Annotated in this window: 17 protein-coding genes; 9 read left to right on the top strand and 8 right to left on the bottom strand. The window is 61.1% G+C overall.

The features are described 5' to 3' along the window. The first annotated feature begins 21 nt into the window (after window positions 1–21). Window positions 22–1272, top strand: coding sequence for an aspartate aminotransferase family protein (locus F8N66_RS06655; protein WP_150769432.1), 1251 nt, complete (start codon window positions 22–24; stop codon window positions 1270–1272). A gap of 177 nt (window positions 1273–1449) precedes the next feature. Here F8N66_RS06655 and trxB read toward each other — a convergent pair whose 3' ends face one another. Beyond that, window positions 1450–2406 (bottom strand): thioredoxin-disulfide reductase, encoded by a 957-nt coding sequence (gene trxB, locus F8N66_RS06645; protein WP_150769431.1) that lies wholly within the window; start codon window positions 2404–2406, stop codon window positions 1450–1452. 315 nt (window positions 2407–2721) lie between these two features. Between trxB and cysZ the strand changes: the two genes are divergently transcribed. Next, the gene (gene cysZ, locus F8N66_RS06635; RefSeq protein WP_150769430.1) at window positions 2722–3474 is read left to right on the top strand and encodes a sulfate transporter CysZ; all 753 of its coding nucleotides are present in this window, start codon (window positions 2722–2724) and stop codon (window positions 3472–3474) included. 40 nt (window positions 3475–3514) lie between these two features. After that, on the top strand, window positions 3515–4714 hold the full coding sequence (locus tag F8N66_RS06630) for a glycosyltransferase family 4 protein (RefSeq protein ID WP_150769429.1): 1200 nt from the start codon (window positions 3515–3517) through the stop codon (window positions 4712–4714). A gap of 119 nt (window positions 4715–4833) precedes the next feature. Here F8N66_RS06630 and F8N66_RS06625 read toward each other — a convergent pair whose 3' ends face one another. The 3 genes from F8N66_RS06625 to F8N66_RS06615 form a co-directional block, all read right to left on the bottom strand. Next, window positions 4834–5937, bottom strand: a complete 1104-nt coding sequence (locus F8N66_RS06625) for an NADH:flavin oxidoreductase (RefSeq protein ID WP_150769428.1) — start codon at window positions 5935–5937, stop codon at window positions 4834–4836. A 187-nt stretch (window positions 5938–6124) separates the two neighbouring features. Further along, the gene (locus F8N66_RS06620) at window positions 6125–6607 is read right to left on the bottom strand and encodes a glutathione peroxidase (protein ID WP_150769427.1); all 483 of its coding nucleotides are present in this window, start codon (window positions 6605–6607) and stop codon (window positions 6125–6127) included. A 123-nt stretch (window positions 6608–6730) separates the two neighbouring features. Beyond that, entirely contained in the window at window positions 6731–7216 is a 486-nt protein-coding gene (locus F8N66_RS06615) for an FKBP-type peptidyl-prolyl cis-trans isomerase (protein ID WP_008054392.1), read from the bottom strand. On the opposite strand from F8N66_RS06615, the gene F8N66_RS06610 reads away from it, so the two are divergent. The 3 genes from F8N66_RS06610 to F8N66_RS06600 are packed head-to-tail and all read left to right on the top strand — an operon-like array spanning window position 7185 to window position 10570. Continuing rightward, entirely contained in the window at window positions 7185–7511 is a 327-nt protein-coding gene (locus tag F8N66_RS06610) for a DUF3565 domain-containing protein (RefSeq protein ID WP_150769426.1), read from the top strand. The genes F8N66_RS06615 and F8N66_RS06610 overlap by 32 nt on opposite strands. Window positions 7512–7570: 59 nt before the next feature. After that, window positions 7571–9670: a phosphate acetyltransferase gene (gene pta / locus F8N66_RS06605; RefSeq protein ID WP_150769425.1), complete on the top strand. Its 2100-nt coding sequence runs from the start codon at window positions 7571–7573 to the stop codon at window positions 9668–9670. Next, complete coding sequence (locus tag F8N66_RS06600) at window positions 9671–10570, top strand: acyltransferase (RefSeq protein ID WP_150769424.1); 900 nt, start codon at window positions 9671–9673, stop codon at window positions 10568–10570. A gap of 178 nt (window positions 10571–10748) precedes the next feature. Here the strand turns inward: F8N66_RS06600 and cysN are convergent, their stop codons facing one another. From cysN to F8N66_RS06575, 3 genes are all read right to left on the bottom strand, one after another. After that, window positions 10749–12647: a sulfate adenylyltransferase subunit CysN gene (gene cysN / locus F8N66_RS06590; RefSeq protein ID WP_150769423.1), complete on the bottom strand. Its 1899-nt coding sequence runs from the start codon at window positions 12645–12647 to the stop codon at window positions 10749–10751. 9 nt (window positions 12648–12656) lie between these two features. Then, window positions 12657–13574 (bottom strand): sulfate adenylyltransferase subunit CysD, encoded by a 918-nt coding sequence (gene cysD / locus F8N66_RS06585; RefSeq protein WP_150769422.1) that lies wholly within the window; start codon window positions 13572–13574, stop codon window positions 12657–12659. 251 nt (window positions 13575–13825) lie between these two features. After that, window positions 13826–14584 (bottom strand): Nif3-like dinuclear metal center hexameric protein, encoded by a 759-nt coding sequence (locus tag F8N66_RS06575; RefSeq protein ID WP_150769420.1) that lies wholly within the window; start codon window positions 14582–14584, stop codon window positions 13826–13828. Between the two features lie 102 nt (window positions 14585–14686). Between F8N66_RS06575 and algW the strand changes: the two genes are divergently transcribed. The 3 genes from algW (at window position 14687) to F8N66_RS06560 (ending at window position 18772) form a co-directional block, all read left to right on the top strand. Further along, on the top strand, window positions 14687–15847 hold the full coding sequence (gene algW, locus F8N66_RS06570; RefSeq protein ID WP_150769419.1) for a Do family serine endopeptidase AlgW: 1161 nt from the start codon (window positions 14687–14689) through the stop codon (window positions 15845–15847). A gap of 87 nt (window positions 15848–15934) precedes the next feature. Next, window positions 15935–18040, top strand: a complete 2106-nt coding sequence (locus F8N66_RS06565; protein WP_150769418.1) for a TonB-dependent siderophore receptor — start codon at window positions 15935–15937, stop codon at window positions 18038–18040. 12 nt (window positions 18041–18052) lie between these two features. Then, window positions 18053–18772 carry a DUF4198 domain-containing protein gene (locus F8N66_RS06560; RefSeq protein WP_150769417.1) on the top strand — a complete coding sequence of 240 codons (720 nt, stop codon included), beginning with the start codon at window positions 18053–18055 and terminating at the stop codon, window positions 18770–18772. Between the two features lie 123 nt (window positions 18773–18895). Here the strand turns inward: F8N66_RS06560 and hisC are convergent, their stop codons facing one another. Beyond that, window positions 18896–19948 carry a histidinol-phosphate transaminase gene (gene hisC, locus F8N66_RS06555; RefSeq protein ID WP_150769416.1) on the bottom strand — a complete coding sequence of 351 codons (1053 nt, stop codon included), beginning with the start codon at window positions 19946–19948 and terminating at the stop codon, window positions 18896–18898.

The following is a 19948-nucleotide window of genomic DNA, read 5'->3' as shown; positions in this document are numbered from 1 at the left end:
CTTCTTCCGAGCCGGTCCTCCATGCGCAGCGAAACCATCAGCCAGTCGATCAACATCGTTCACCCTGTCACGCTCAGCCACGGCAAAAACGCCGAGGTCTGGGACACGGATGGCAAACGCTACATCGACTTTGTCGGTGGCATCGGCGTACTGAACCTCGGTCATTGCCACCCGCGCATCGTCGGGGCCATTCGCGAACAGGCCACGCGGCTGACCCACTACGCGTTCAACGCCGCGCCCCATGCGCCCTACCTGGAACTCATGGAGCGTCTGACAGCGTTCATTCCGGTGGACTACCCCATCAGCGGCATGCTCACCAACAGCGGTGCCGAAGCGGCGGAAAATGCGCTGAAGATCGTCCGGGGCGCAACCGGTCGTACCGCCGTGATTGCCTTCGATGGCGCCTTCCACGGCCGTACCTTGGCCACCCTCAATCTCAACGGCAAGGTCGCGCCCTACAAACAGAAAATCGGCGTATTGCCCGGGCCGGTGTATCACCTGCCTTTTCCCAGCGAAGACAACGGCGTGACCTGCGCCGACGCGCTCAAGGCCATGGAGCGCCTGTTCAGCGTTGAAATCGACGTCGATGATGTCGCCTGTTTTATCGTCGAACCGGTGCAGGGTGAAGCGGGTTTCCTGGCCATGGATGCGACGTTTGCACAGGCCTTGCGGCGCTTGTGCGACGAGAAAGGCATTGTGCTGATCGCCGATGAAATCCAGTCCGGTTTCGGCCGTACCGGCCAGCGTTTTGCGTTTTCGCGACTGGGCATCGAACCGGACCTGATCCTGCTTGGCAAAAGCATCGCCGGCGGCATGCCGCTGGGTGCGGTGGTCGGGCGCAAGTCGCTGCTCGACAACCTGCCCAAGGGCGGGCTCGGCGGCACTTACTCCGGCAACCCCATCGCCTGCGCCGCCGCGCTGGCAACCCTGGACGAAATGACCGACGCCTCTCTGCAAGCCTGGGGCGCCCAGCAGGAAGAGGCGATTGTCAGCCGTTACCAATCCTGGCGTGAGCGCAAGCTGTCACCCTATCTGGGGCGTCTGACCGGGGTTGGCGCGATGCGCGGGATTGAGTTGGCCAACGCCGACGGCACACCGGCTTCGGCGCAGTTGACGCAACTGCTGGCCCTGGCACGGGACGCGGGTTTGTTGCTGATGCCAAGCGGCAAATCGCGGCACATCATTCGGTTGCTGGCGCCGTTGACGACGGAAGCTGCAGTGCTGGAAGAAGGCCTGGATATCCTTGAGGGGTGTTTACAGCAATTAGTATGAGCCCACGACCCCTGTGGAAGCGGGCTTGCTCGCGAAGGCGTCATATCAGCAAACATTAACATCGATTGATACACCGCATTCGCGAGCAAGCCCGCTCCCACATTGGAAAGGGCTCACACATTAAATTGCGGGCACAAAAAAACCGGCTGCGAAGCCGGTTTTTTCGTTTCTACAGCATCAAGCGTTCTGCAGATTGTCCAGGTAACGCTCGGCATCCAGTGCCGCCATGCAACCGGCGCCAGCCGAGGTGATGGCCTGACGGTAAACGTGGTCAGCCACGTCACCGGCCGCGAAGATACCTTCGAGGTTGGTGGCTGTTGCGTTGCCGTCGCGGCCGCCGTGCACGACCAGGTAGCCGTCTTTCAGAGTCAGCTGGCCTTCGAACAGCGAAGTGTTCGGGGTGTGGCCGATAGCGATGAACACGCCGTCGACTGTCACTTCATCGAAGCTGCCGTCGTTGTTCTTCAGGCGGGCACCGGTCACGCCCATGTTGTCGCCCAGGACTTCGTCCAGGGTGGCGTTGAGCTTGAGGATGATCTTGCCTTCGGCCACGCGGGCATTGAGCTTGTCGATCAGGATCTTCTCGGCGCGGAAGGTTTCGCGACGGTGGATCAGGGTCACGGTGCTGGCGATGTTGGCCAGGTACAGGGCTTCTTCCACAGCGGTGTTGCCACCGCCGACCACAGCCACTGGCTTGTTGCGGTAGAAGAAACCGTCACAGGTCGCGCAGGCCGACACGCCTTTGCCCATGAACGCTTCTTCGGACGGCAGGCCCAGGTAACGCGCGCTGGCACCGGTGGCGATGATCAGGGCGTCGCAGGTGTAGGTCGCGCTGTCGCCGGTCAGGGTGTACGGCTTGGCCGCAAAATCCACGGCATTGATGTGATCGAAGACGATCTCGGTTTCAAAGCGCTCGGCGTGCTCGCGCATCCGCTCCATCAGCGCCGGGCCGGTCAGGCCGTGGACGTCGCCCGGCCAGTTGTCGACTTCGGTGGTGGTGGTCAGCTGACCGCCGGCCTGCATGCCGGTGATCAGCAGAGGCTTGAGGTTGGCACGGGCGGCATAGACCGCTGCGCTGTAACCGGCAGGGCCGGAACCGAGAATAATCACTCGCGAATGACGGACTTCAGACATGACCTGCTCCTGTTGACCGGCCCGGAACACCTGGCGCGGAACGCCGGATCGCCGGCGGGAATAAAAAAGGACCATTGAAAGCACTTGGGGAAGGCTTGAACTCGACAGTCCTGTAAAAAGATTGGGTGCAGCGTATCGAGGGGGCGAAGATTAAGGAAATACGGTTTAACAATCCAGCTCATAGGTGGTCTCTATGCCGTCGTGAGGCGTATTCGGACGCCTTTGTTACAGTTAATGTCGATACCGCTGCCGCGCTTTCGCACATCAAGCAAAGCCGGTAAGGTCGGCGCGTTTTCCCTCTGCTCGGAGCACGTTATGCCCGCCCCTGTACTGTCCGGCCCGCAATACCTGCGCGAGGGCCTGAAACTGGTACTCAGCCCAAGCCTGCGGCTTTTTGTACTACTTCCACTTTTAATCAACCTGGTGCTGTTCGTCGGATTGATTTATCTGGCCGGCCATCAATTCAGCCTGTGGGTCGATGCGCTGATGCCGTCGCTGCCCGACTGGCTGAGTTTCCTCAGTTACGTGCTGTGGCCGCTGTTCGTGGTGCTGGTGGTGTTGATGGTGTTCTTTACCTTCACCATGCTCGCCAACATCATCGCCGCGCCGTTCAACGGTTTTCTGGCGGAGAAGGTCGAAGTGGTGGTGCGCGGCACCGACGACTTCCCGGCCTTCAGCTGGGGCGAACTGATTGCCATGATCCCGCGGACCCTCGCCCGGGAGATGCGCAAGCTCGGTTACTTCCTGCCCCGGGCGATCGGCCTGTTCATCCTCTCGTTCATCCCGGTGGTGAACATCATCGCCGCGCCGCTCTGGTTGCTGTTCGGGGTATGGATGATGGCGATCCAGTACATCGACTACCCGGCGGACAACCACAAGCTGGGCTGGAACGAGATGCTCGCCTGGCTGCGGCAGAAGCGCTGGCAGAGCATGAGTTTCGGCGGCAGCGTGTATCTGGTGCTGCTGATCCCGGTGGTCAACATCCTGATGATGCCGGCGGCCGTGGCTGGAGCGACCCTGTTCTGGGTGCGCGAGCGCGGTGCGGAGAATCTGGTGACGCAACGCTGATCCGGTCACAAATCCATCATCCGGACGTCACAACGACGACATGACCTCAGTCGACACTGAGGTCATGACGACAGCTCTGCATATCACCCTGATTACCGAAACCTTCCCTCCCGAAATCAACGGCGTGGCCAATACCCTTGGTCGCCTGTGCGACGGTTTGCGCGCCCGCGGGCATCAGGTTGAACTGGTGCGACCGCGCCAGGGTTGCGATCAGTTGGCGGGCAGCGACGATGAGCTGCTGCTGTGCCGAGGCTGGCCATTGCCAGGCTATCCCGGCCTGCAATGGGGCCAGTCGTCGATGCACAAGTTGCTGAGGCGCTGGAAGCGTCATCGCCCGGACGTGCTGTACATCGCCACGGAAGGTCCGCTGGGGTTGTCCGCCCTGCGTGCGGCACGGCGCCTGGGGATTTCGGTGGTCAGCGGCTTTCACACCAACTTCCATCAGTATTCCAGCCAATACGGGCTCGGTTTGCTGACGCGCCTGCTGACCCACTACCTGCGCTGGTTCCACAATCGTTCGACGCTGACGCTGGTGCCGAGCACCAGCCAGAGAATGGAGCTGGAGCGTCGACAATTCGAGCGTCTGGCGCTGCTGTCCCGCGGCGTCGACAGCCAGTTGTTTCACCCGGCCAAGCGCTTGAATACGCTGCGTGAACAATGGGGGCTGGGCGAGAAGGACATTGCCGTCATCCATGTCGGACGTTTGGCACCGGAGAAAAACCTGGGCCTGCTCAAGCGTTGCTTCGACACGCTCAAGGCGACTTATCCACAGCGCAACCTGAAGCTGATCGTGGTGGGCGAAGGTCCGCAACGCCAGCTCATGGAAAGCACAATGCCCGACGCTATTTTCTGCGGGGCCCAACGGGGTGAAGCCCTGGCCAGTCACTATGCGTCGGGGGACGTTTTTCTGTTTCCCAGCCTGACCGAAACCTTCGGCAACGTGGTGCTTGAGGCGCTGGCCTCGGGGCTCGGCGTGGTGGCTTACGATCAGGCCGCTGCAGCGCAGCATATTCGCCATGGCTACAACGGTGTGTTGGCGATGCCGGGAGACGAAGACGCATTCTGCGATGCGGCGGTGTGGATGCTGGAGGAGCGCGAAACCTTGCGATGCATGCGGCTCAATGCGCGCCAGCATGCGAGCCGGCAAGGTTGGGCGGCGATTATCGACCAGTTCGAGGGGCAGTTGCGGGGGGCTTGCGTGGGGGAGTTGGCGGTGCCGAATGCACCGACATTGCCCTGAATTTTCGGTGGATTCAGGTCAGTCTTCGCGAGCAAGCCCGCTCCCACATTTGATCCGTGTCGTTCACAAATCCCATGTGGGAGCGGGCCCGCTCGCGAAGAGGCCCGGCCAGTCGCCGCTTAAACCAGCGTCATCAACGCCTCGCGGCTGAACGGCAGGATGTCTTCCTCACGCCCGTCGCGTACTTTCTGTGCCCAGTCCGGGTCCACCAGCAGCGCACGGCCGACGGCGACCAGGTCGAACTCATCGTTGTTCAAGCGCTCCAGCAGTTTTTCCAGGCTGGCCGGCTGCGCCACCTTGTCAGTGTTGACCATGAACTGCAGGAATTCGCCGTCCAGGCCGACGCTGCCCACGGTGATGGTTGGTTTGCCGGTGAGTTTGCGGGTCCAGCCGGCCAGGTTCAGTTCGGACCCGTCGAATTCCGGCTCCCAGAAACGGCGTGTCGAGCAGTGGAAAATATCCACACCGGCGTCGGACAACGGCTTGAGGAACTCGCCCAAGGCCTCTGGGGTTTGCACCAGACGGGCGGTGTAATCCTGCTGCTTCCACTGGGAGAAACGGAAGATGATCGGGAAGCCTTCACCGACCGCCGCGCGCACGGCCTGAATCAGTTCGATGGCGAAACGTGAGCGGTTGGCCAGGCTGCCGCCGTACTCGTCGGTGCGCTGGTTGCTGCCTTCCCAGAAGAACTGGTCGATCAGGTAACCATGGGCGCCATGGATTTCCACGCCATCCATGCCGATGCTCTGGGCATCCTTGGCTGCTTGGGCGAACGCAGCGATCACGTCCTGGATGTCCTGCTTGCTCATGCCGTGCACCACGACATGGCCATCCTTCACTTTTTCGGACGGACCGTAACCCGGCACGCTGGCGTCCGGCTCGGTGCCGATACGACGCACACTGCCGACGTGCCACAGTTGCGGAACGATCTTGCCGCCTTCGGCATGTACTGCATCAACGACTTTTTTCCAGCCGGCCAGTGCCGCATCACCGTAGAAATGCGGCACGTTCGGGTAGCCGTTGGAGGCCTTGTGACCCACGGTGGTGCCTTCGGTAATGATCAAACCAACGCCTGCCGCGGCACGACGACGGTAGTACTCGATCACTTTGGAATTAGGCACGCCGCCTGGCGAAAAAGAACGGGTCATGGGTGCCATGACGACGCGGGTCGGCAGTTCGAGGGTGCCGAGGTGGAACGGTTTGAACAAGGCTTTGACGGGCATGGGGACGCTCCACGAGGATAGACTTTATGACGACTATAATATGGAGGTTCGCACGGAGTGAACAGCACTATTGATTTGGGTGATTGTGGATCAAAAGGCACAAAGAAAAGATCGCAGCCTTCGGCAGCTCCTACAGGGGATATGTGAACACCTGTAGGCGCTGCCGAAGGCTGCGATCTCTTGATCTTCAGCTCAAGGCTTTTTCAATCGCCTGAACGACACTTGGATCGTCGGGAGCAGTACGTGGCGAAAAACGCGCCAGCACACGTCCGTCTTTGCCCAGCAGGAACTTCTCGAAGTTCCAGGTAATGTCACCAGGGAACTCCGCACCCTCGCCCGCCAGCAGCTTGTACAGCTGATGACGCTCATGCCCGTTGACTTCCAGCTTGCTGGACAACGGAAAGGTCACGCCATAGTTGAGGCTGCAAAACGCCTGGATCTCTTGCTCGGAACCCGGCTCCTGCCCGGCAAATTGATTGCACGGCAGGCCCAGCACACTGAAGCCCTTGCCCTTGTATTGCTGGTAGAGGTTTTCCAGCGCGGCGTATTGAGGGGTCAAGCCGCACTTGGAAGCCACGTTGACCACCAGCACCACGTGCCCCTTGAAAGGCGCCAGAGGGAGCGCCTGACCGTCCAGGCCTGTCAAATTAAGGTCGTGAAAAGCACTCATGACGTACTCCAGATTCCCGTGTTTTTCTCGAAACAACCGCTTGGCGGTGTCGCCTGGGACAGCCGCAGACTAAAAAGGCGCCCTCGGGGCGCCTCTCCAGTCATCGAAAGCTTAGCGCAGAAATCAGTGGTGATGGCCACCTTCGCCATGGACGTGACCATGAGCGATTTCTTCCTGGCTGGCGTCACGGATGTTGATGATCTTGACCTGGAAGTTCAGGCGCTGACCGGCCAACGGGTGGTTGCCGTCAACGGTGACGTCGTCGCCGTCCAGATCACGGATGGTCACGATCTGCATCTGGCCGTCCGGAGCGGAAGCGTGGAACTGCATGCCCACTTCCAGCTCGTCGACGCCTTCGAACATGCTGCGGCTCAGGGTGCTGACCAGTTCGGCCGCGTATTCGCCGTAGGCATCTTCAGGTTCAACGGCTACGGTCAGCTCGTCGCCGACGGCCTTGCCTTCCAGAGCCTTTTCCAGGCCCGGGATGATGTTGCCTGCGCCTTGCAGGTAGACCAGCGGCGCGCCGCCGGCGGAGCTGTCGATGACCTCACCAGCGTCGTTGGTCAGGGTATAGTCGATGGAGACAGCCTTATTGGCGGCGATCAGCATGGGGCGAGACCTTTTGCAAAAGAATAATGAAAGACCCAGTTTAGCGAAGCAATCGCCCGAAAGCGAACACAACCCGGACAGACGGGGTGCGACGGTCACCGGCTTTCATCAGGACGAGGACGGGCACTGGGTGGCCGAACTTTCCTGCGGCCATACCCAACACCTGCGCCACCAACCGCCCTGGCAATCCCGGGCCTGGGTCATGGATCCAGTGCAGCGCCAGGAAAAAATAGGCCAGCCCTTTGATTGCGGTTGGTGCGCACAAGGCGTGGTTAGCGATAACCTTGGCGACTGAATTTCGGTAGATCGCCAGCCATAGGCGATCACCCTTGCCTGCTCCCTCAGAGAATCCGCATGCAAACTTTTTTTATCGCACCCACCGACTTTGGCGTGGGCCTGACCTCCATCAGCCTCGGGCTGGTGCGTACCCTTGAGCGCGCCGGCCTCAAGGTCGGCTTCTTCAAACCGATTGCCCAGCCGCACCCGGGGGACACGGGACCTGAACGCTCCACCGAACTGGTGGCCCGTACCCACGGTTTGAAACCGCCACAACCGCTGGGCCTGGCCCATGTCGAGCGAATGCTCGGCGACGGCCAGCTGGACGAGTTGCTCGAAGAAATCATCACCCTGTACCAACAAGCCGCCATCGGCAAGGACGTGCTGATCGTCGAAGGCATGGTGCCGACCCGCAGCGCCAGCTATGCCGCACGGGTCAACCTGCACCTGGCCAAGAGCCTCGATGCGGAAGTGATTCTGGTGTCGGCGCCGGAAAACGAAGTGCTGACCGAATTGTCCGGTCGCGTGGAATTGCAGGCGCAGCTGTTTGGCGGGCCGAAAGACCCGAAAGTCCTCGGCGTGATCCTCAACAAGGTCAAGACCGACGAGAGCATGGAGGCCTTCGCCTCGCGCCTCAAGGAACACTCGCCGCTGTTGCGCAGCGGCGATTTTCGCCTGCTGGGCTGCATCCCGTTCCAGCCGGAACTGAACGCCCCGCGCACCCGCGACGTGGCCGACCTGATGGGCGCCCAGGTGCTCAACGCCGGCGACTACGAAACCCGGCGCATGACCAAGATCATCATTTGCGCGCGCACCATGCGCAACACCGTGGAGCTGCTCAAGCCCGGCGTGCTGGTGGTGACCCCCGGCGATCGCGACGACATCATCCTCGCGGTGAGCCTCGCGGCCATGAACGGTGTGCCCCTGGCCGGCCTGTTGCTGACCAGCGACACCCTGCCCGATCCACGCATCATGGACCTGTGCCGCGGCGCCCTGCAGGCAGGCCTGCCGGTACTGTCGGTGAGCACCGGCTCCTATGACACCGCCAACCAGTTGAACGGCCTGAACAAGGAAATCCCGATCGACGACCGCGAGCGCGCGGAGATCATCACCGATTTCGTCGCCAGCCACCTGGACGCCAACTGGCTGCACCAGCGCTGCGGCACGCCACGGGAAATGCGCCTGTCGCCGGCGGTGTTCCGCTATCAACTGATCCAGCGCGCACAGACCGCCAACAAGCGCATCGTCCTGCCCGAAGGCAGCGAGCCGTTGACCGTTCAGGCCGCGGCGATCTGCCAGGCACGCGGCATCGCTCGCTGCGTGTTGCTGGCCAAGCCGGCCGACGTCGAAGCGGTCGCCCGGGCCCAGGGCATCGAACTGCCGCCGGGGCTGGAAATTCTCGATCCGGACCTGATCCGCGAGCGCTACGTCGAGCCGATGGTTGCGCTGCGCAAGAGCAAAAGCCTCAACGCACCCATGGCCGAGCAGCAACTGGAAGACACCGTGGTGATCGGCACCATGATGCTGGCGCTGGATGAAGTCGACGGCCTGGTATCGGGCGTCATCCACTCCACCGCCAACACCATCCGCCCTGCCCTGCAGCTGATCAAAACCGCGCCGGGCTGCACCCTGGTGTCCTCGGTGTTCTTCATGCTGTTTCCCGAAGAAGTGCTGGTCTATGGCGACTGCGTAATGAACCCGCACCCGAGCGCCAGCGAACTGGCGGAGATCGCCCTGCAAAGCGCCGATTCGGCAGCGGCGTTTGGCATCACCCCGCGTGTGGCGATGATCAGCTATTCCAGTGGTGAGTCGGCCAGCGGCGAAGAAGTCGAGAAGGTCCGCGAAGCGACGCTGCTCGCCCATGAGCAGCAAAGCACGCTGCTGATCGACGGCCCCTTGCAGTACGACGCCGCCGCCAACGAAACCGTGGCCCGGCAACTGGCGCCGAACAGTCAGGTCGCCGGTCGCGCCACGGTGTTCGTGTTCCCCGACCTCAACACCGGCAACACCACCCACAAAGCCGTGCAGCGCAGCGCCGACTGCGTCAGCCTCGGACCGATGCTGCAAGGCCTGCGCAAACCGGTGAACGACTTGCCGCGCGGCGCGCAGGTCGATGACATCGTCTACACCATCGCCTTGACCGCGATCCAGGCAGCCAACCGACCCATGGATGTTTAAATGCTGGATTTTCTCCCTGCCCCCGTGCGCGGTGCAATCGCCGCGCTGCTGTTGGCGCTCAATACGATTCTGCTCTGCTCGTTTCTGTTCTGCGTGGCACTCATCAAGGCATTGCCGTTCGCCCTCACCCAGCGCATTGCCGGCTGGTTGATGAGCCATACCCATGAAGCCTGGATCAGCCTCAACAAAGGCTGGATGAACCTGGTGCGCCGCACACGCTGGCACATCAGCGGGCTGCAAGGCCTCGACTATCAGCACTCGTACCTGATCACCAGCAACCACCAGAGCTGGGTCGACATTCTGGTGCTGCAATACGTGCTCAATCGACGCATCCAGCCGTTGAAGTTCTTTCTCAAGCAAGAGTTGATCTGGGTGCCGGTGATTGGCCTGGCGTGGTGGGCGCTGGGTTTTCCTTTCATGAAGCGCTACTCCAAGGCGTATCTGGAGAAGCACCCGGAAAAGAAAGGCAAGGACCTGGAAACCACCCGCAAGACCTGCGCGAAGTTTCGCAACAACCCGGTCGGCATTTTCAACTTCGTCGAAGGCACACGCTTTACCCAGGGCAAGCACGCGCAGCAGCAGTCACCGTTCAAGTACCTGCTCAAGCCCAAGGCCGGTGGCATTGCGTTTGTGCTGGATGCCATGGGTGAGCAGCTGGAATCGATCGTCAACGTGACGATCCACTACCCGGCCGGCCGTCCCGGCTTCTGGGACCTGCTGTGCGGGAATGTGGCGGACGTGGTGGTGCACTTTGAAGAGCTGAAGATCCCGCCGCAGTTCATCGGCAAGAACTACGACCAGGATGGTGAGTACCGCTTGCAGTTCCAGGGCTGGATCAACCAGTTGTGGCAGGACAAGGATGCGTTGCTGGGGCAGATGCATCGCGAATATCCGAGATAACAGTGATCCCCTGTGGAAGCGGCGGTGCGACTTGCTCGCGAAGGCAGTGTGTCAGCCAACACACTTGTTGAATGTTAATCCGCTTTCGCGAGCAAGCCCGCTCCCACAGTTGACCGAGTCGAACAAAAAAACCCGCCGATGATCACTCATCGGCGGGTTTTTTATTGGCGGCTAGCGCTTAGATCGCGCCGCGTTTACGCAGCAGATCCAGCACTTGCTTGACGCCTTCCTCCAGCGACACGGACTGAGTGTCGATCACAAGGTCGGCATCCAGCGGCACATCGTACGGGAAGGACTCGCCCGGGATGTTATCCCCGGCGGCCGCGTACAGGCCTTGCGGGTCACGCTCGGCACAAACCGTTGGCGAGGCCTGGACGTAGACCGTCAGCAGACGCTCCTTGCCGATCAGGTCCTTGGCTTGCTCGCGCCCTTCGGCGCTCGGCGCCACGAACGCCGCCAGGGTCAGCAGACCGGCTTCGTTGAACTGGCGCGCCACGTGCGCGGCACGACGCCAGTTCTCGGTACGGCCGGCGCGATCCTGTGGCAGACCTTTGTTCAGGTCGTGACGCAGGTTCTGGCCATCGAGCACGAACACCGCACGGCCCAGGTCGAAGAGCTTACGCTCGACGGCGTAGGCCAGGGTGCTTTTGCCCGCGCCCGACAGACCGCTGAACAACACGGTAGCCGGTTGCTGGCCGAAGCGCTGGGCGCGTTCTTCGGTGGCAACGTGGGCCAGCTTGCCGTGGTGCGTGCTGGTGCCATGGGCCACCGGTTGGGCGACGATCATGCCGGCGCCGACGGTGCCGTTGGTCAGGCGATCGATGATGATGAACGCGCCGGTGGTGCGATTGCTCTCGTAACCGTCCAGGGCAATGGGCGCGTCGAGCGCGATCTTGACCTTGCCGATTTCGTTCAGCTGCAACGCGCTGGCCGGACCTTCTTCCAGGGTGTTCACGTCGACCTTGTTGACGATGCTGGCAATGGAGCCCGGCACGTAGCTGGTGGCGCGCTTGATGTCGTATTTCTTGCCCGGCAGCATTGGCTCTTCAGCCATCCACACCAGCATCGCTTCGAAGCTGTCGGTGACGGGCGGCACGTTGTCGGCATGCACCAGCAGGTCGCCACGGGAGATATCGATCTCGTCTTCCATGGTCAGCGTCACGGCTTGACCTGGGCCGGCGTGTTCCAGTTCACCTTCGAAGGTGACGATGGATTTCACGCGGCTGCTCTTGCCCGACGGAAGAACAACAACCTCGTCGCCCTTCTTGACGATGCCGCTGGCCAGGGTGCCGGCGAAACCGCGGAAGTTCAGGTTCGGACGGTTGACGTATTGCACCGGGAAACGCAGGTCGGTGAAGTTGCGGTCGCCCGCCACTTCCACGGTCTCGAGGATTTCCATCAGCGACTGGCCGGTGTACCACGGCGAGCGCTCGGACTTGTTCACCACGTTGTCGCCCTTGAGGGCCGACATCGGTACGAAGTGCATGCTGGTCGGCTTGAGCTTCAAGCCTTCGGCGAACTTCAGGTAGTCGGCCTTGATCGACTCGAACACGCCCTCGTCGAAGTCCTTGAGGTCCATCTTGTTGATGGCGACGACGATGTGCTTGATGCCCAGCAACGAGGCGATGAAGCTGTGGCGACGGGTCTGGGTCTGCACGCCGTAACGGGCGTCGACCAGGATGATCGCCAGGTCACAGGTGGACGCACCGGTGGCCATGTTGCGGGTGTACTGCTCATGGCCGGGGGTGTCGGCGATGATGAATTTGCGCTTGGCGGTGGAGAAATAGCGGTAGGCGACATCGATGGTGATGCCCTGCTCACGCTCGGCCTGCAGGCCGTCGACCAGCAATGCCAGGTCGATGTCTTCGCCGGTGGTACCGACTTTTTTCGAGTCGCGGGTGATCGCTTCCAGGTGATCTTCGTAGATCATCTTGGAGTCGTGCAGCAGGCGCCCGATCAGGGTGCTCTTGCCGTCGTCGACGTTACCGCAGGTCAGGAAGCGCAGCAGCTCTTTACGTTCGTGCTGGCCCAGGTAGGCGAGGATGTCCTCGCTGATCAAATCAGATTGATGCGACATGACAGCCCCTTAGAAATAACCTTGACGTTTTTTGTCTTCCATCGAGCCTGCGCCATCGTGGTCGATGACACGGCCCTGGCGCTCGGAAGTTCGCGTCAGGAGCATTTCCTGAATGATGTCCGTGAGGCTTTCGGCCTCGGACTCCACCGCGCCCGTCAACGGGTAGCAGCCAAGGGTACGGAAACGCACTTTCTTTTTGACGATGCGGGCTTTGTCTTCATCGCTCAGGTGTTCGAGGATGCGCTCGTCGTCGATCATGATCAGGGTGCCGTTCTTCTCGATGACTTCACGCTCGGCGGCGAAGTACAGCGGCACAATCGGGATGCCTTCGAGGTAGATGTACTGCCAGATGTCCAGCTCGGTCCAGTTCGACAACGGGAACACGCGAATGGATTCGCCCTTGTTGACCTTGCCGTTGTAGACGTTCCACAGCTCCGGGCGCTGGTTTTTCGGGTCCCAGCGGTGCTTGCTGTCGCGGAACGAGTACACGCGCTCCTTGGCGCGGGATTTCTCTTCATCGCGACGGGCACCACCGAAGGCGGCGTCGAAACCATGCTTGTCCAGTGCCTGCTTGAGGCCTTCGGTCTTCATGATGTCGGTGTGCTTGGCACTGCCGTGGGTGAACGGGTTAATGCCTTGCGCCACGCCTTCCGGGTTCACGTGGGTGATCAGGTCGAGGCCCAGCTCGGCGACCATCTTGTCGCGGAACTTGTACATCTCCTGGAATTTCCACTGGGTGTCGACGTGCATCACCGGAAACGGCAGCTTGCCGGGGAAGAATGCCTTGCGTGCCAGGTGCAGCATCACGGCGGAGTCTTTACCGATGGAATACAGCATCACCGGGTTATCAAACTCGGCGGCCACCTCGCGGATGATGTGGATGCTTTCCGCCTCCAGCTGTTTCAGATGCGTCAGTTTGTCGACCATGGCTACTCACGAAATCTTTCTTATGAACGGCCAGCGGGCCGTGTTCGAGCGGGGAATCCTAGCACAGCGACCTCTTCTAATCAGGACGCGGGCTAGATCGAAAGGGTATATGAATATGCCTGCCTGTTTGGCCGCGGAGGACTTTGTGGGAGCGGGCTTGCTCGCGAAGGCGGTGAGTCAGTCAACAGATCCGTTAATGTTAATCCGCATTCGCGAGCAAGCCCGCTCCCACATTTGATCTGTGGTGTTCTTCAGATCGGATTCGGGCAATCGATGAAGATGTGCTCAAGGGCAAATCGTCGCGCCAGGTAATCTCCCAGCGCCTGGACGCCATAGCGTTCGGTGGCATGGTGACCGGCGGCGATGAAACTGATGTCGTTTTCCCGGGCGCTGTGGAAGGTTTGTTCCGAGGCTTCGCCGCTGAGGTACAGGTCGACACCCGCCAGCACCGCCTGGTCGATGTAGCCCTGGCCGCCACCGGTGCACCAGCCAACCCGGCGAATCGTTGCACTGCCCTCGATTAACAGCGGCTCGCGGCCCATGACTTCGCGCACGCGGCGCGCGAAGTCCCTGGGCGTCACGGGTTCGGCCAACGAGCCGACCAGACCGACGATTTTCAGGTTGTCGGGATCCAGCGGGCCCTCGATGGTGATGTCGAGTTGGCGCGCCAACTGCACGTTGTTGCCAACCTCCGGGTGCAGGTCCAGCGGCAGGTGATAGGACAGCAGGCTGATGTCGTGCTTGAGCAGGGTCTTCAGGCGACGCTGCTTCATGCCGGTGATGCACGGGTTTTCGCCCTTCCAGAAATAACCATGGTGCACCAGCACCAGATCGGCATTGGCCTCCACCGCGGCATCGAGCAAGGCCTGGCTGGCGGTGACGCCACTGACGATGCGCATCACCTGCGGCCGCCCTTCGACCTGCAGGCCGTTGGGGCAATAGTCGGCGATTTTCGCACTGTTGAGGTAACGGTCGGCTTCTTCGACGAGTGTGCTCAGGGCGACGGCCATAAAAGACTCCTAAATATCCCGTTCAGAGGCACGCGCGGCCTCGTATAATGCGCGACATTATGGGCGGTCTCTAACCGCCTGCAACCTCTCAGGACGTGCTTAATGCTCAAGGCGCTGCGTTTTTCCGGCTGGCCGTTGTTGGCCGGCGTGCTTGTCGCTCTGTTAATCATCCAGCGTTACCCGCAATGGGTCGGGCTTCCCAGCCTCGACGTCAATCTGCAACAAGCCCCGCAAACCACCAGCATGCAGCAAGGCCCGGTGTCCTATGCCGACGCGGTCACCACCGCCGCGCCGTCGGTGGTGAACCTGTACACCACCAAAGTCATCAACAAGCCCAACCATCCTCTGTTTGAAGACCCGCAGTTCCGCCGTTTCTTCGGCGACAACTCGCCCAAGCAGAAACGCATGGAATCGAGCCTCGGCTCCGGCGTGATCATGAGCCCGGAAGGCTACATCCTGACCAACAACCACGTGACCAGCGGCGCCGACCAGATCGTGGTGGCACTCAAGGACGGTCGTGAAACCCTGGCCCGGGTGATTGGCAGCGACCCGGAAACCGACCTCGCGGTGCTGAAGATCGACTTGAAGAATCTGCCCTCGATCACGGTCGGCCGCTCCGACAACATCCGCATCGGCGACGTGACGCTGGCCATCGGCAACCCGTTCGGTGTCGGCCAGACCGTGACCATGGGCATCATCAGTGCCACCGGGCGTAATCAGCTGGGCCTGAACAACTACGAAGACTTCATCCAGACCGACGCCGCGATCAACCCCGGCAACTCCGGCGGCGCGCTGGTGGATGCCAACGGCAACCTGACGGGTATCAATACCGCGATTTTCTCCAAGTCCGGCGGCTCCCAGGGCATCGGTTTTGCGATCCCGGTCAAACTGGCGATGGAGGTGATGAAGTCGATCATCGAACACGGCCAGGTGATTCGCGGCTGGCTGGGCATTGAAGTGCAACCCTTGAGCCAGGAGCTGGCGGAATCGTTTGGCTTGTCGGGGCGACCAGGCATCGTCGTCGCCGGCATTTTCCGCGACGGCCCGGCGCAGAAGGCCGGTCTGCAACTGGGCGACGTGATCCTCGCCATCGATGGCGAACCCGCCGGCGATGGCCGCCGTTCGATGAACCAGGTCGCACGGATCAAACCAACGGATAAAGTCACGGTCCAGGTCATGCGCAACGGCAAGGAACTCAAGCTCACGGCGGAAATCGGCTTGCGTCCACCGCCCGCGCCGATCAAGGAAAAAGAAGAAAACTAATCCTGGCCCGAGAATCTCGGGCTATTGGCAGACATTCTCATTAGACATGTTATATTGTTTCAATTCTAGCAATTGGAACAACATAACATGTCGTCTCGAACAAAGGCTTCCCTCGCCGGAATTGCCTTCGGCCTGCTGGGGAATCCGGTTTTCGCCGAGGACTCCCAAACCCTCGAACTGGATGCTATCAGCGTCGTTTCCGATTACGAGTCCGCCACCGGCCCGGTCGATGGCTACCGCGCTACCCGTTCCTCCAGTGCGACCAAGACCGACACGGCCATCCGCGACATCCCGCAGTCAATCAGCGTCATTCCCGTCAGCGTGCTCAATGACCTGGGCAGCACCAGCGTCGAACGCGCACTGGACTTTGCCGGCGGCGTGTCGAAACAGAACAACTTTGGCGGCCTGACGCTTTACGAATACAGCGTGCGCGGCTTCACCACGTCGGAGTTCTACAAGGACGGCTTCAGCGCCAACCGCGGCTACCCGAGCACACCGGACGTGGCCAACATCGAGCGCATCGAAGTGCTCAAAGGCCCGGCAGCCAGCCTCTATGGCCGTGGAGATCCCGGGGGCACGGTGAACATCGTCACCAAGAAGCCCCAGGCCGAGGCTTTCGCCACGCTGCAAACCAGCGCAGGCAGCCAGGATCGCTACCGCACCGCGCTGGACGTCAACACACCGCTGGACGACAACGGCGATGTCCTGTCGCGGGTCAACCTGGCCATCGAGGACAACCACAGTTTTCGCGATCACGTCGACAGCCAGCGAGTATTCGTCGCGCCCTCCTTCAGCTGGCAGCTGAATCCCGACACCCACCTGCTGGTGGAAAGCGAATTCGTCCGGCACAGCTCGACATTCGACCGTGGCATCGTCGCACCGAACAATACCTGGAGCGGCGTTTCCCGCTCGACCTTCCTAGGCGAACCGAACGACGGCGACATCGACAATCACAACAACCAGTTGCAAGCGGCGCTTGAACATCAACTCAATGACACCTGGAAGCTGCGCCTGGCCAGTCACTACAAGGAAGGCAAGCTCTGGGGTTTCGCCTCCGAATCGCGCCCGTTGAACGCCGACGTCCACACGGTCAATCGCCGCTACCGCGAGCGTGACAACCACTGGCACGACAGCATTACCCAGCTTGAACTGCGCGGTTTTTTCGACCTCGGCGGCTGGCAGCATGAACTGCTGATCGGCAGCGAGTACGAGAACTACCGCAAGGCCGAGCGGGTGACGACCATTGCCGGCAGCCCCTACGCGATCGACCTCTACCAACCGGTCTACGGCCAGCCGAAACCCGCTGGCGCGCGCTCCGGGACAGATTTTTTCGAGCATGTCGAGAGCCACGCGCTGAACCTGCAAGACCAGGTCATCTTTACCGACAAACTGCGGGGCATGCTCGGTGCGCGCTTCGAGCAGTTCGATCAGCGTATCGATGACCATAGCCGCGACGCCACCAGTCGCCAGCCCCACGACGCCCTGACCCAGCGGGCCGGCTTGCTCTATCAGCTCACGCCTGAAGTCGGCTTATTCGCCAACGCGTCCACCTCGTTCAAACCCAACAATGGTCTTGATGCCGCCGGCAAGTCCTTCGACCCGGAGGAAGGGGTCGGCTATGAAATCGGCCTCAAGAGCGAGCTGTTCGACGAACGCTTGAGCAGCACCCTCGCCGTCTTCCAGATAGACAAGGAAAACGTCCTTGCCCTGGATCCGGGCACCGACACCAGCCGCGCCATGGGCAAGGCCCGCAGCCGGGGTTTCGATCTGCAAGTCGCCGGGCAAGTCTCCGATGCCGTACGGGTCATCGGCGCCTTCGCCTACATCGACGCCGAAGTCACCGAGGGTGACAAGGTCATCCCCACCGGCAGCCGAATACTGGGCGTGGCCAAACGCAGCGGCAGCCTGCTGGGGGTCTATGAGTTCCAGGAGGGAAGCTTGCGCGGCTCGGACCTCGGCGCGGCCTTCACTTACGTTGGCGATCGCTCAGGCGAAGCCGGCACCGACTTCGAGTTACCGGCATACCACACCGTCGACCTGCTGGCCCATTACAAGGCCAGCGACAACGTCACAGTGGGCCTGAACCTGAACAATGTTTTCGATGAGAAGTACTTCGAGCGCTCGTACAGCAACTACTGGGTCAACCCCGGCGAGCCGCGCAATTTCACTGTCAGCCTGACACTCACTCTGTAAAAGGACGTCTGCATGCACCCGCTCAAACCCCTGGCACTACTTGGCCTGCTGTTCGCCACTCAAGTCTCGGCCCATGGCCTGTGGACCGAAGAACGCCGCGGCAACATCGAAGTGATCTACGGCCACGGTGCCGAGGATAATGCGTTCAAGGCCCAGAAAATCAGCGGCGCCTGGGCCTATGACGGCAATGGGAAAATGATACCGGTGACGGTGCAGCGCCTGGCCGATCACGCCCGCCTGCACCCCCTGAAACCACCGGCGGTGATGGCCGTCGCACTGGATAACGGCATGTGGTCGCAGACTGCTGACAAAAAATGGATCAACGAGGGGCGCAGCAAAGTGCCGGGGGCGATCGAATCGACCCAGACCTTCAAGTACAGCCTGGCGATTGATCAGCCGGGCGCAAAGTTGCCGAAACTTGATCAGCTGAAGTTGCTGATACTGCCCGAGGTCGATCCGCTGACCGTTGGGCCGGGCCAGTCGCTGCCGGTCCGGGTGCTACTGGACAGCAAGCCGGCGGCGGGCGTGAAACTGGTGGGCGATTACCGCAATGCACCGAACACCTTGAGCACCGAAACCGACAAGGATGGCCGGGCGCAGGTGCTGGTGCGCAATGAAGGGCTGAATGTGATTGCGGCGCAGGTGGAAGTGCCGGTGAAGGACAGCGCGGATGTGGGCAGTCGGGGACTGTTCAGTTCGCTGACGTTCCTGGGTGAGCCGCATCACGAGTAAGACGTCGAACTGGCGGCGCTCCATTCGCGAGCAAGCCCGCTCCCACACTGGATCTCCATTGAGCACAAATTCTGTGCACGACGAAGGTCCAAGTGTGGGAGCGGGCTTGCTCGCGAAGGGGGTTTAAAGGTCGCCGAGGCCGTCGATCAGTGCCTGGTTCTGCTCTGGCGTGCCGATGCTGATCCGCAGGAACTGCGCAATCCGCTCCTGCTTGAAGTGCCGAACGATCACGCCCTGCTCACGCAGCTTCGCCGCCAGCCCCGCTGCATCATGCTTGGGATGCCGGGCAAAGATGAAGTTCGCCGCCGACGGCAGCACTTCAAAGCCCTTGGCCTGCAACTGCTCGATCACCCATTCACGGTGTTCGATCACCAGCTGACAAGTCTTGTCGAAGTACTCGCGATCCTCGAAAGCCACTGCCCCACCCACATTCGCCATGCGATCGATCGGATAGGAGTTGAAGCTGTTCTTGATCCGCTCCAGCGCCTCGATCAGGTCCGGATGCCCCACTGCCAAACCCACCCGCAGGCCAGCCAGGGAACGGGATTTGGACAGGGTCTGGGTCACCAGCAGGTTCGGATAACGGTCCACCAGGCTGATGGCGGTTTCCCCGCCGAAGTCGATGTAGGCTTCGTCCACCACGACCACCGAATCCGGGCTGGCCTTGAGGATCTGCTCGACGGCTTCCAGCGCCAACAGGCAACCGGTCGGTGCGTTCGGGTTAGGGAAAATGATCCCGCCGTTAGGCTTGGCGTAGTCCGCCGGGTTGATCTGGAACTGCTCGTCCAGCGGCACCGCGTCGAACTGGATGCCGTACAAGCCGCAGTACACCGGATAGAAGCTGTAGCTGATGTCCGGGAACAACAGCGGCTGATCGTGTTGCAGCAGGCCGTGGAAAATGTGCGCCAGGACTTCGTCGGAACCGTTGCCGAGGAACACCTGGTTGCTCTGCACGCCGTAGTAGTTGGCGACTGCGTTTTTCAGCAGGTCGCTGTTCGGGTCCGGGTACAGGCGCAAGTTGTCGTTCAGTTCGGCCTGCATCGCGGCCAGGGCTTTGGGCGATGGGCCGTACGGGTTTTCGTTGGTGTTGAGTTTCACCAGCTTCGCCAGTTTTGGTTGTTCGCCCGGCACATAGGGCACCAGATTCTTGACGAACGGGCTCCAGAATTTACTCAT

This window comes from Pseudomonas fluorescens, from assembly GCF_902498195.1.
In the GTDB taxonomy this organism is placed as follows: Bacteria; Pseudomonadota; Gammaproteobacteria; order Pseudomonadales; family Pseudomonadaceae; genus Aquipseudomonas; species Aquipseudomonas fluorescens_BU.
Note: the sequence above shows the minus strand (reverse complement) of the source record. Positions and strands in the feature narration are given on the sequence as shown.

What these genes read in the sequence shown, in the direction of transcription:
- F8N66_RS06655 (WP_150769432.1), top strand. Translation starts at nt 22, where the DNA reads ATGCGCAGCGAAACCATCAGCCAGTCGATCAACATCGTTCACCCTGTC.
- trxB (WP_150769431.1), bottom strand. Translation starts at nt 2,406, where the DNA reads ATGTCTGAAGTCCGTCATTCGCGAGTGATTATTCTCGGTTCCGGCCCT.
- cysZ (WP_150769430.1), top strand. Translation starts at nt 2,722, where the DNA reads ATGCCCGCCCCTGTACTGTCCGGCCCGCAATACCTGCGCGAGGGCCTG.
- F8N66_RS06630 (WP_150769429.1), top strand. Translation starts at nt 3,515, where the DNA reads ATGACCTCAGTCGACACTGAGGTCATGACGACAGCTCTGCATATCACC.
- F8N66_RS06625 (WP_150769428.1), bottom strand. Translation starts at nt 5,937, where the DNA reads ATGCCCGTCAAAGCCTTGTTCAAACCGTTCCACCTCGGCACCCTCGAA.
- F8N66_RS06620 (WP_150769427.1), bottom strand. Translation starts at nt 6,607, where the DNA reads ATGAGTGCTTTTCACGACCTTAATTTGACAGGCCTGGACGGTCAGGCG.
- F8N66_RS06610 (WP_150769426.1), top strand. Translation starts at nt 7,185, where the DNA reads ATGGAGACAGCCTTATTGGCGGCGATCAGCATGGGGCGAGACCTTTTG.
- F8N66_RS06615 (WP_008054392.1), bottom strand. Translation starts at nt 7,216, where the DNA reads ATGCTGATCGCCGCCAATAAGGCTGTCTCCATCGACTATACCCTGACC.
- pta (WP_150769425.1), top strand. Translation starts at nt 7,571, where the DNA reads ATGCAAACTTTTTTTATCGCACCCACCGACTTTGGCGTGGGCCTGACC.
- F8N66_RS06600 (WP_150769424.1), top strand. Translation starts at nt 9,671, where the DNA reads ATGCTGGATTTTCTCCCTGCCCCCGTGCGCGGTGCAATCGCCGCGCTG.
- cysN (WP_150769423.1), bottom strand. Translation starts at nt 12,647, where the DNA reads ATGTCGCATCAATCTGATTTGATCAGCGAGGACATCCTCGCCTACCTG.
- cysD (WP_150769422.1), bottom strand. Translation starts at nt 13,574, where the DNA reads ATGGTCGACAAACTGACGCATCTGAAACAGCTGGAGGCGGAAAGCATC.
- F8N66_RS06575 (WP_150769420.1), bottom strand. Translation starts at nt 14,584, where the DNA reads ATGGCCGTCGCCCTGAGCACACTCGTCGAAGAAGCCGACCGTTACCTC.
- algW (WP_150769419.1), top strand. Translation starts at nt 14,687, where the DNA reads ATGCTCAAGGCGCTGCGTTTTTCCGGCTGGCCGTTGTTGGCCGGCGTG.
- F8N66_RS06565 (WP_150769418.1), top strand. Translation starts at nt 15,935, where the DNA reads ATGTCGTCTCGAACAAAGGCTTCCCTCGCCGGAATTGCCTTCGGCCTG.
- F8N66_RS06560 (WP_150769417.1), top strand. Translation starts at nt 18,053, where the DNA reads ATGCACCCGCTCAAACCCCTGGCACTACTTGGCCTGCTGTTCGCCACT.
- hisC (WP_150769416.1), bottom strand. Translation starts at nt 19,948, where the DNA reads ATGAGTAAATTCTGGAGCCCGTTCGTCAAGAATCTGGTGCCCTATGTG.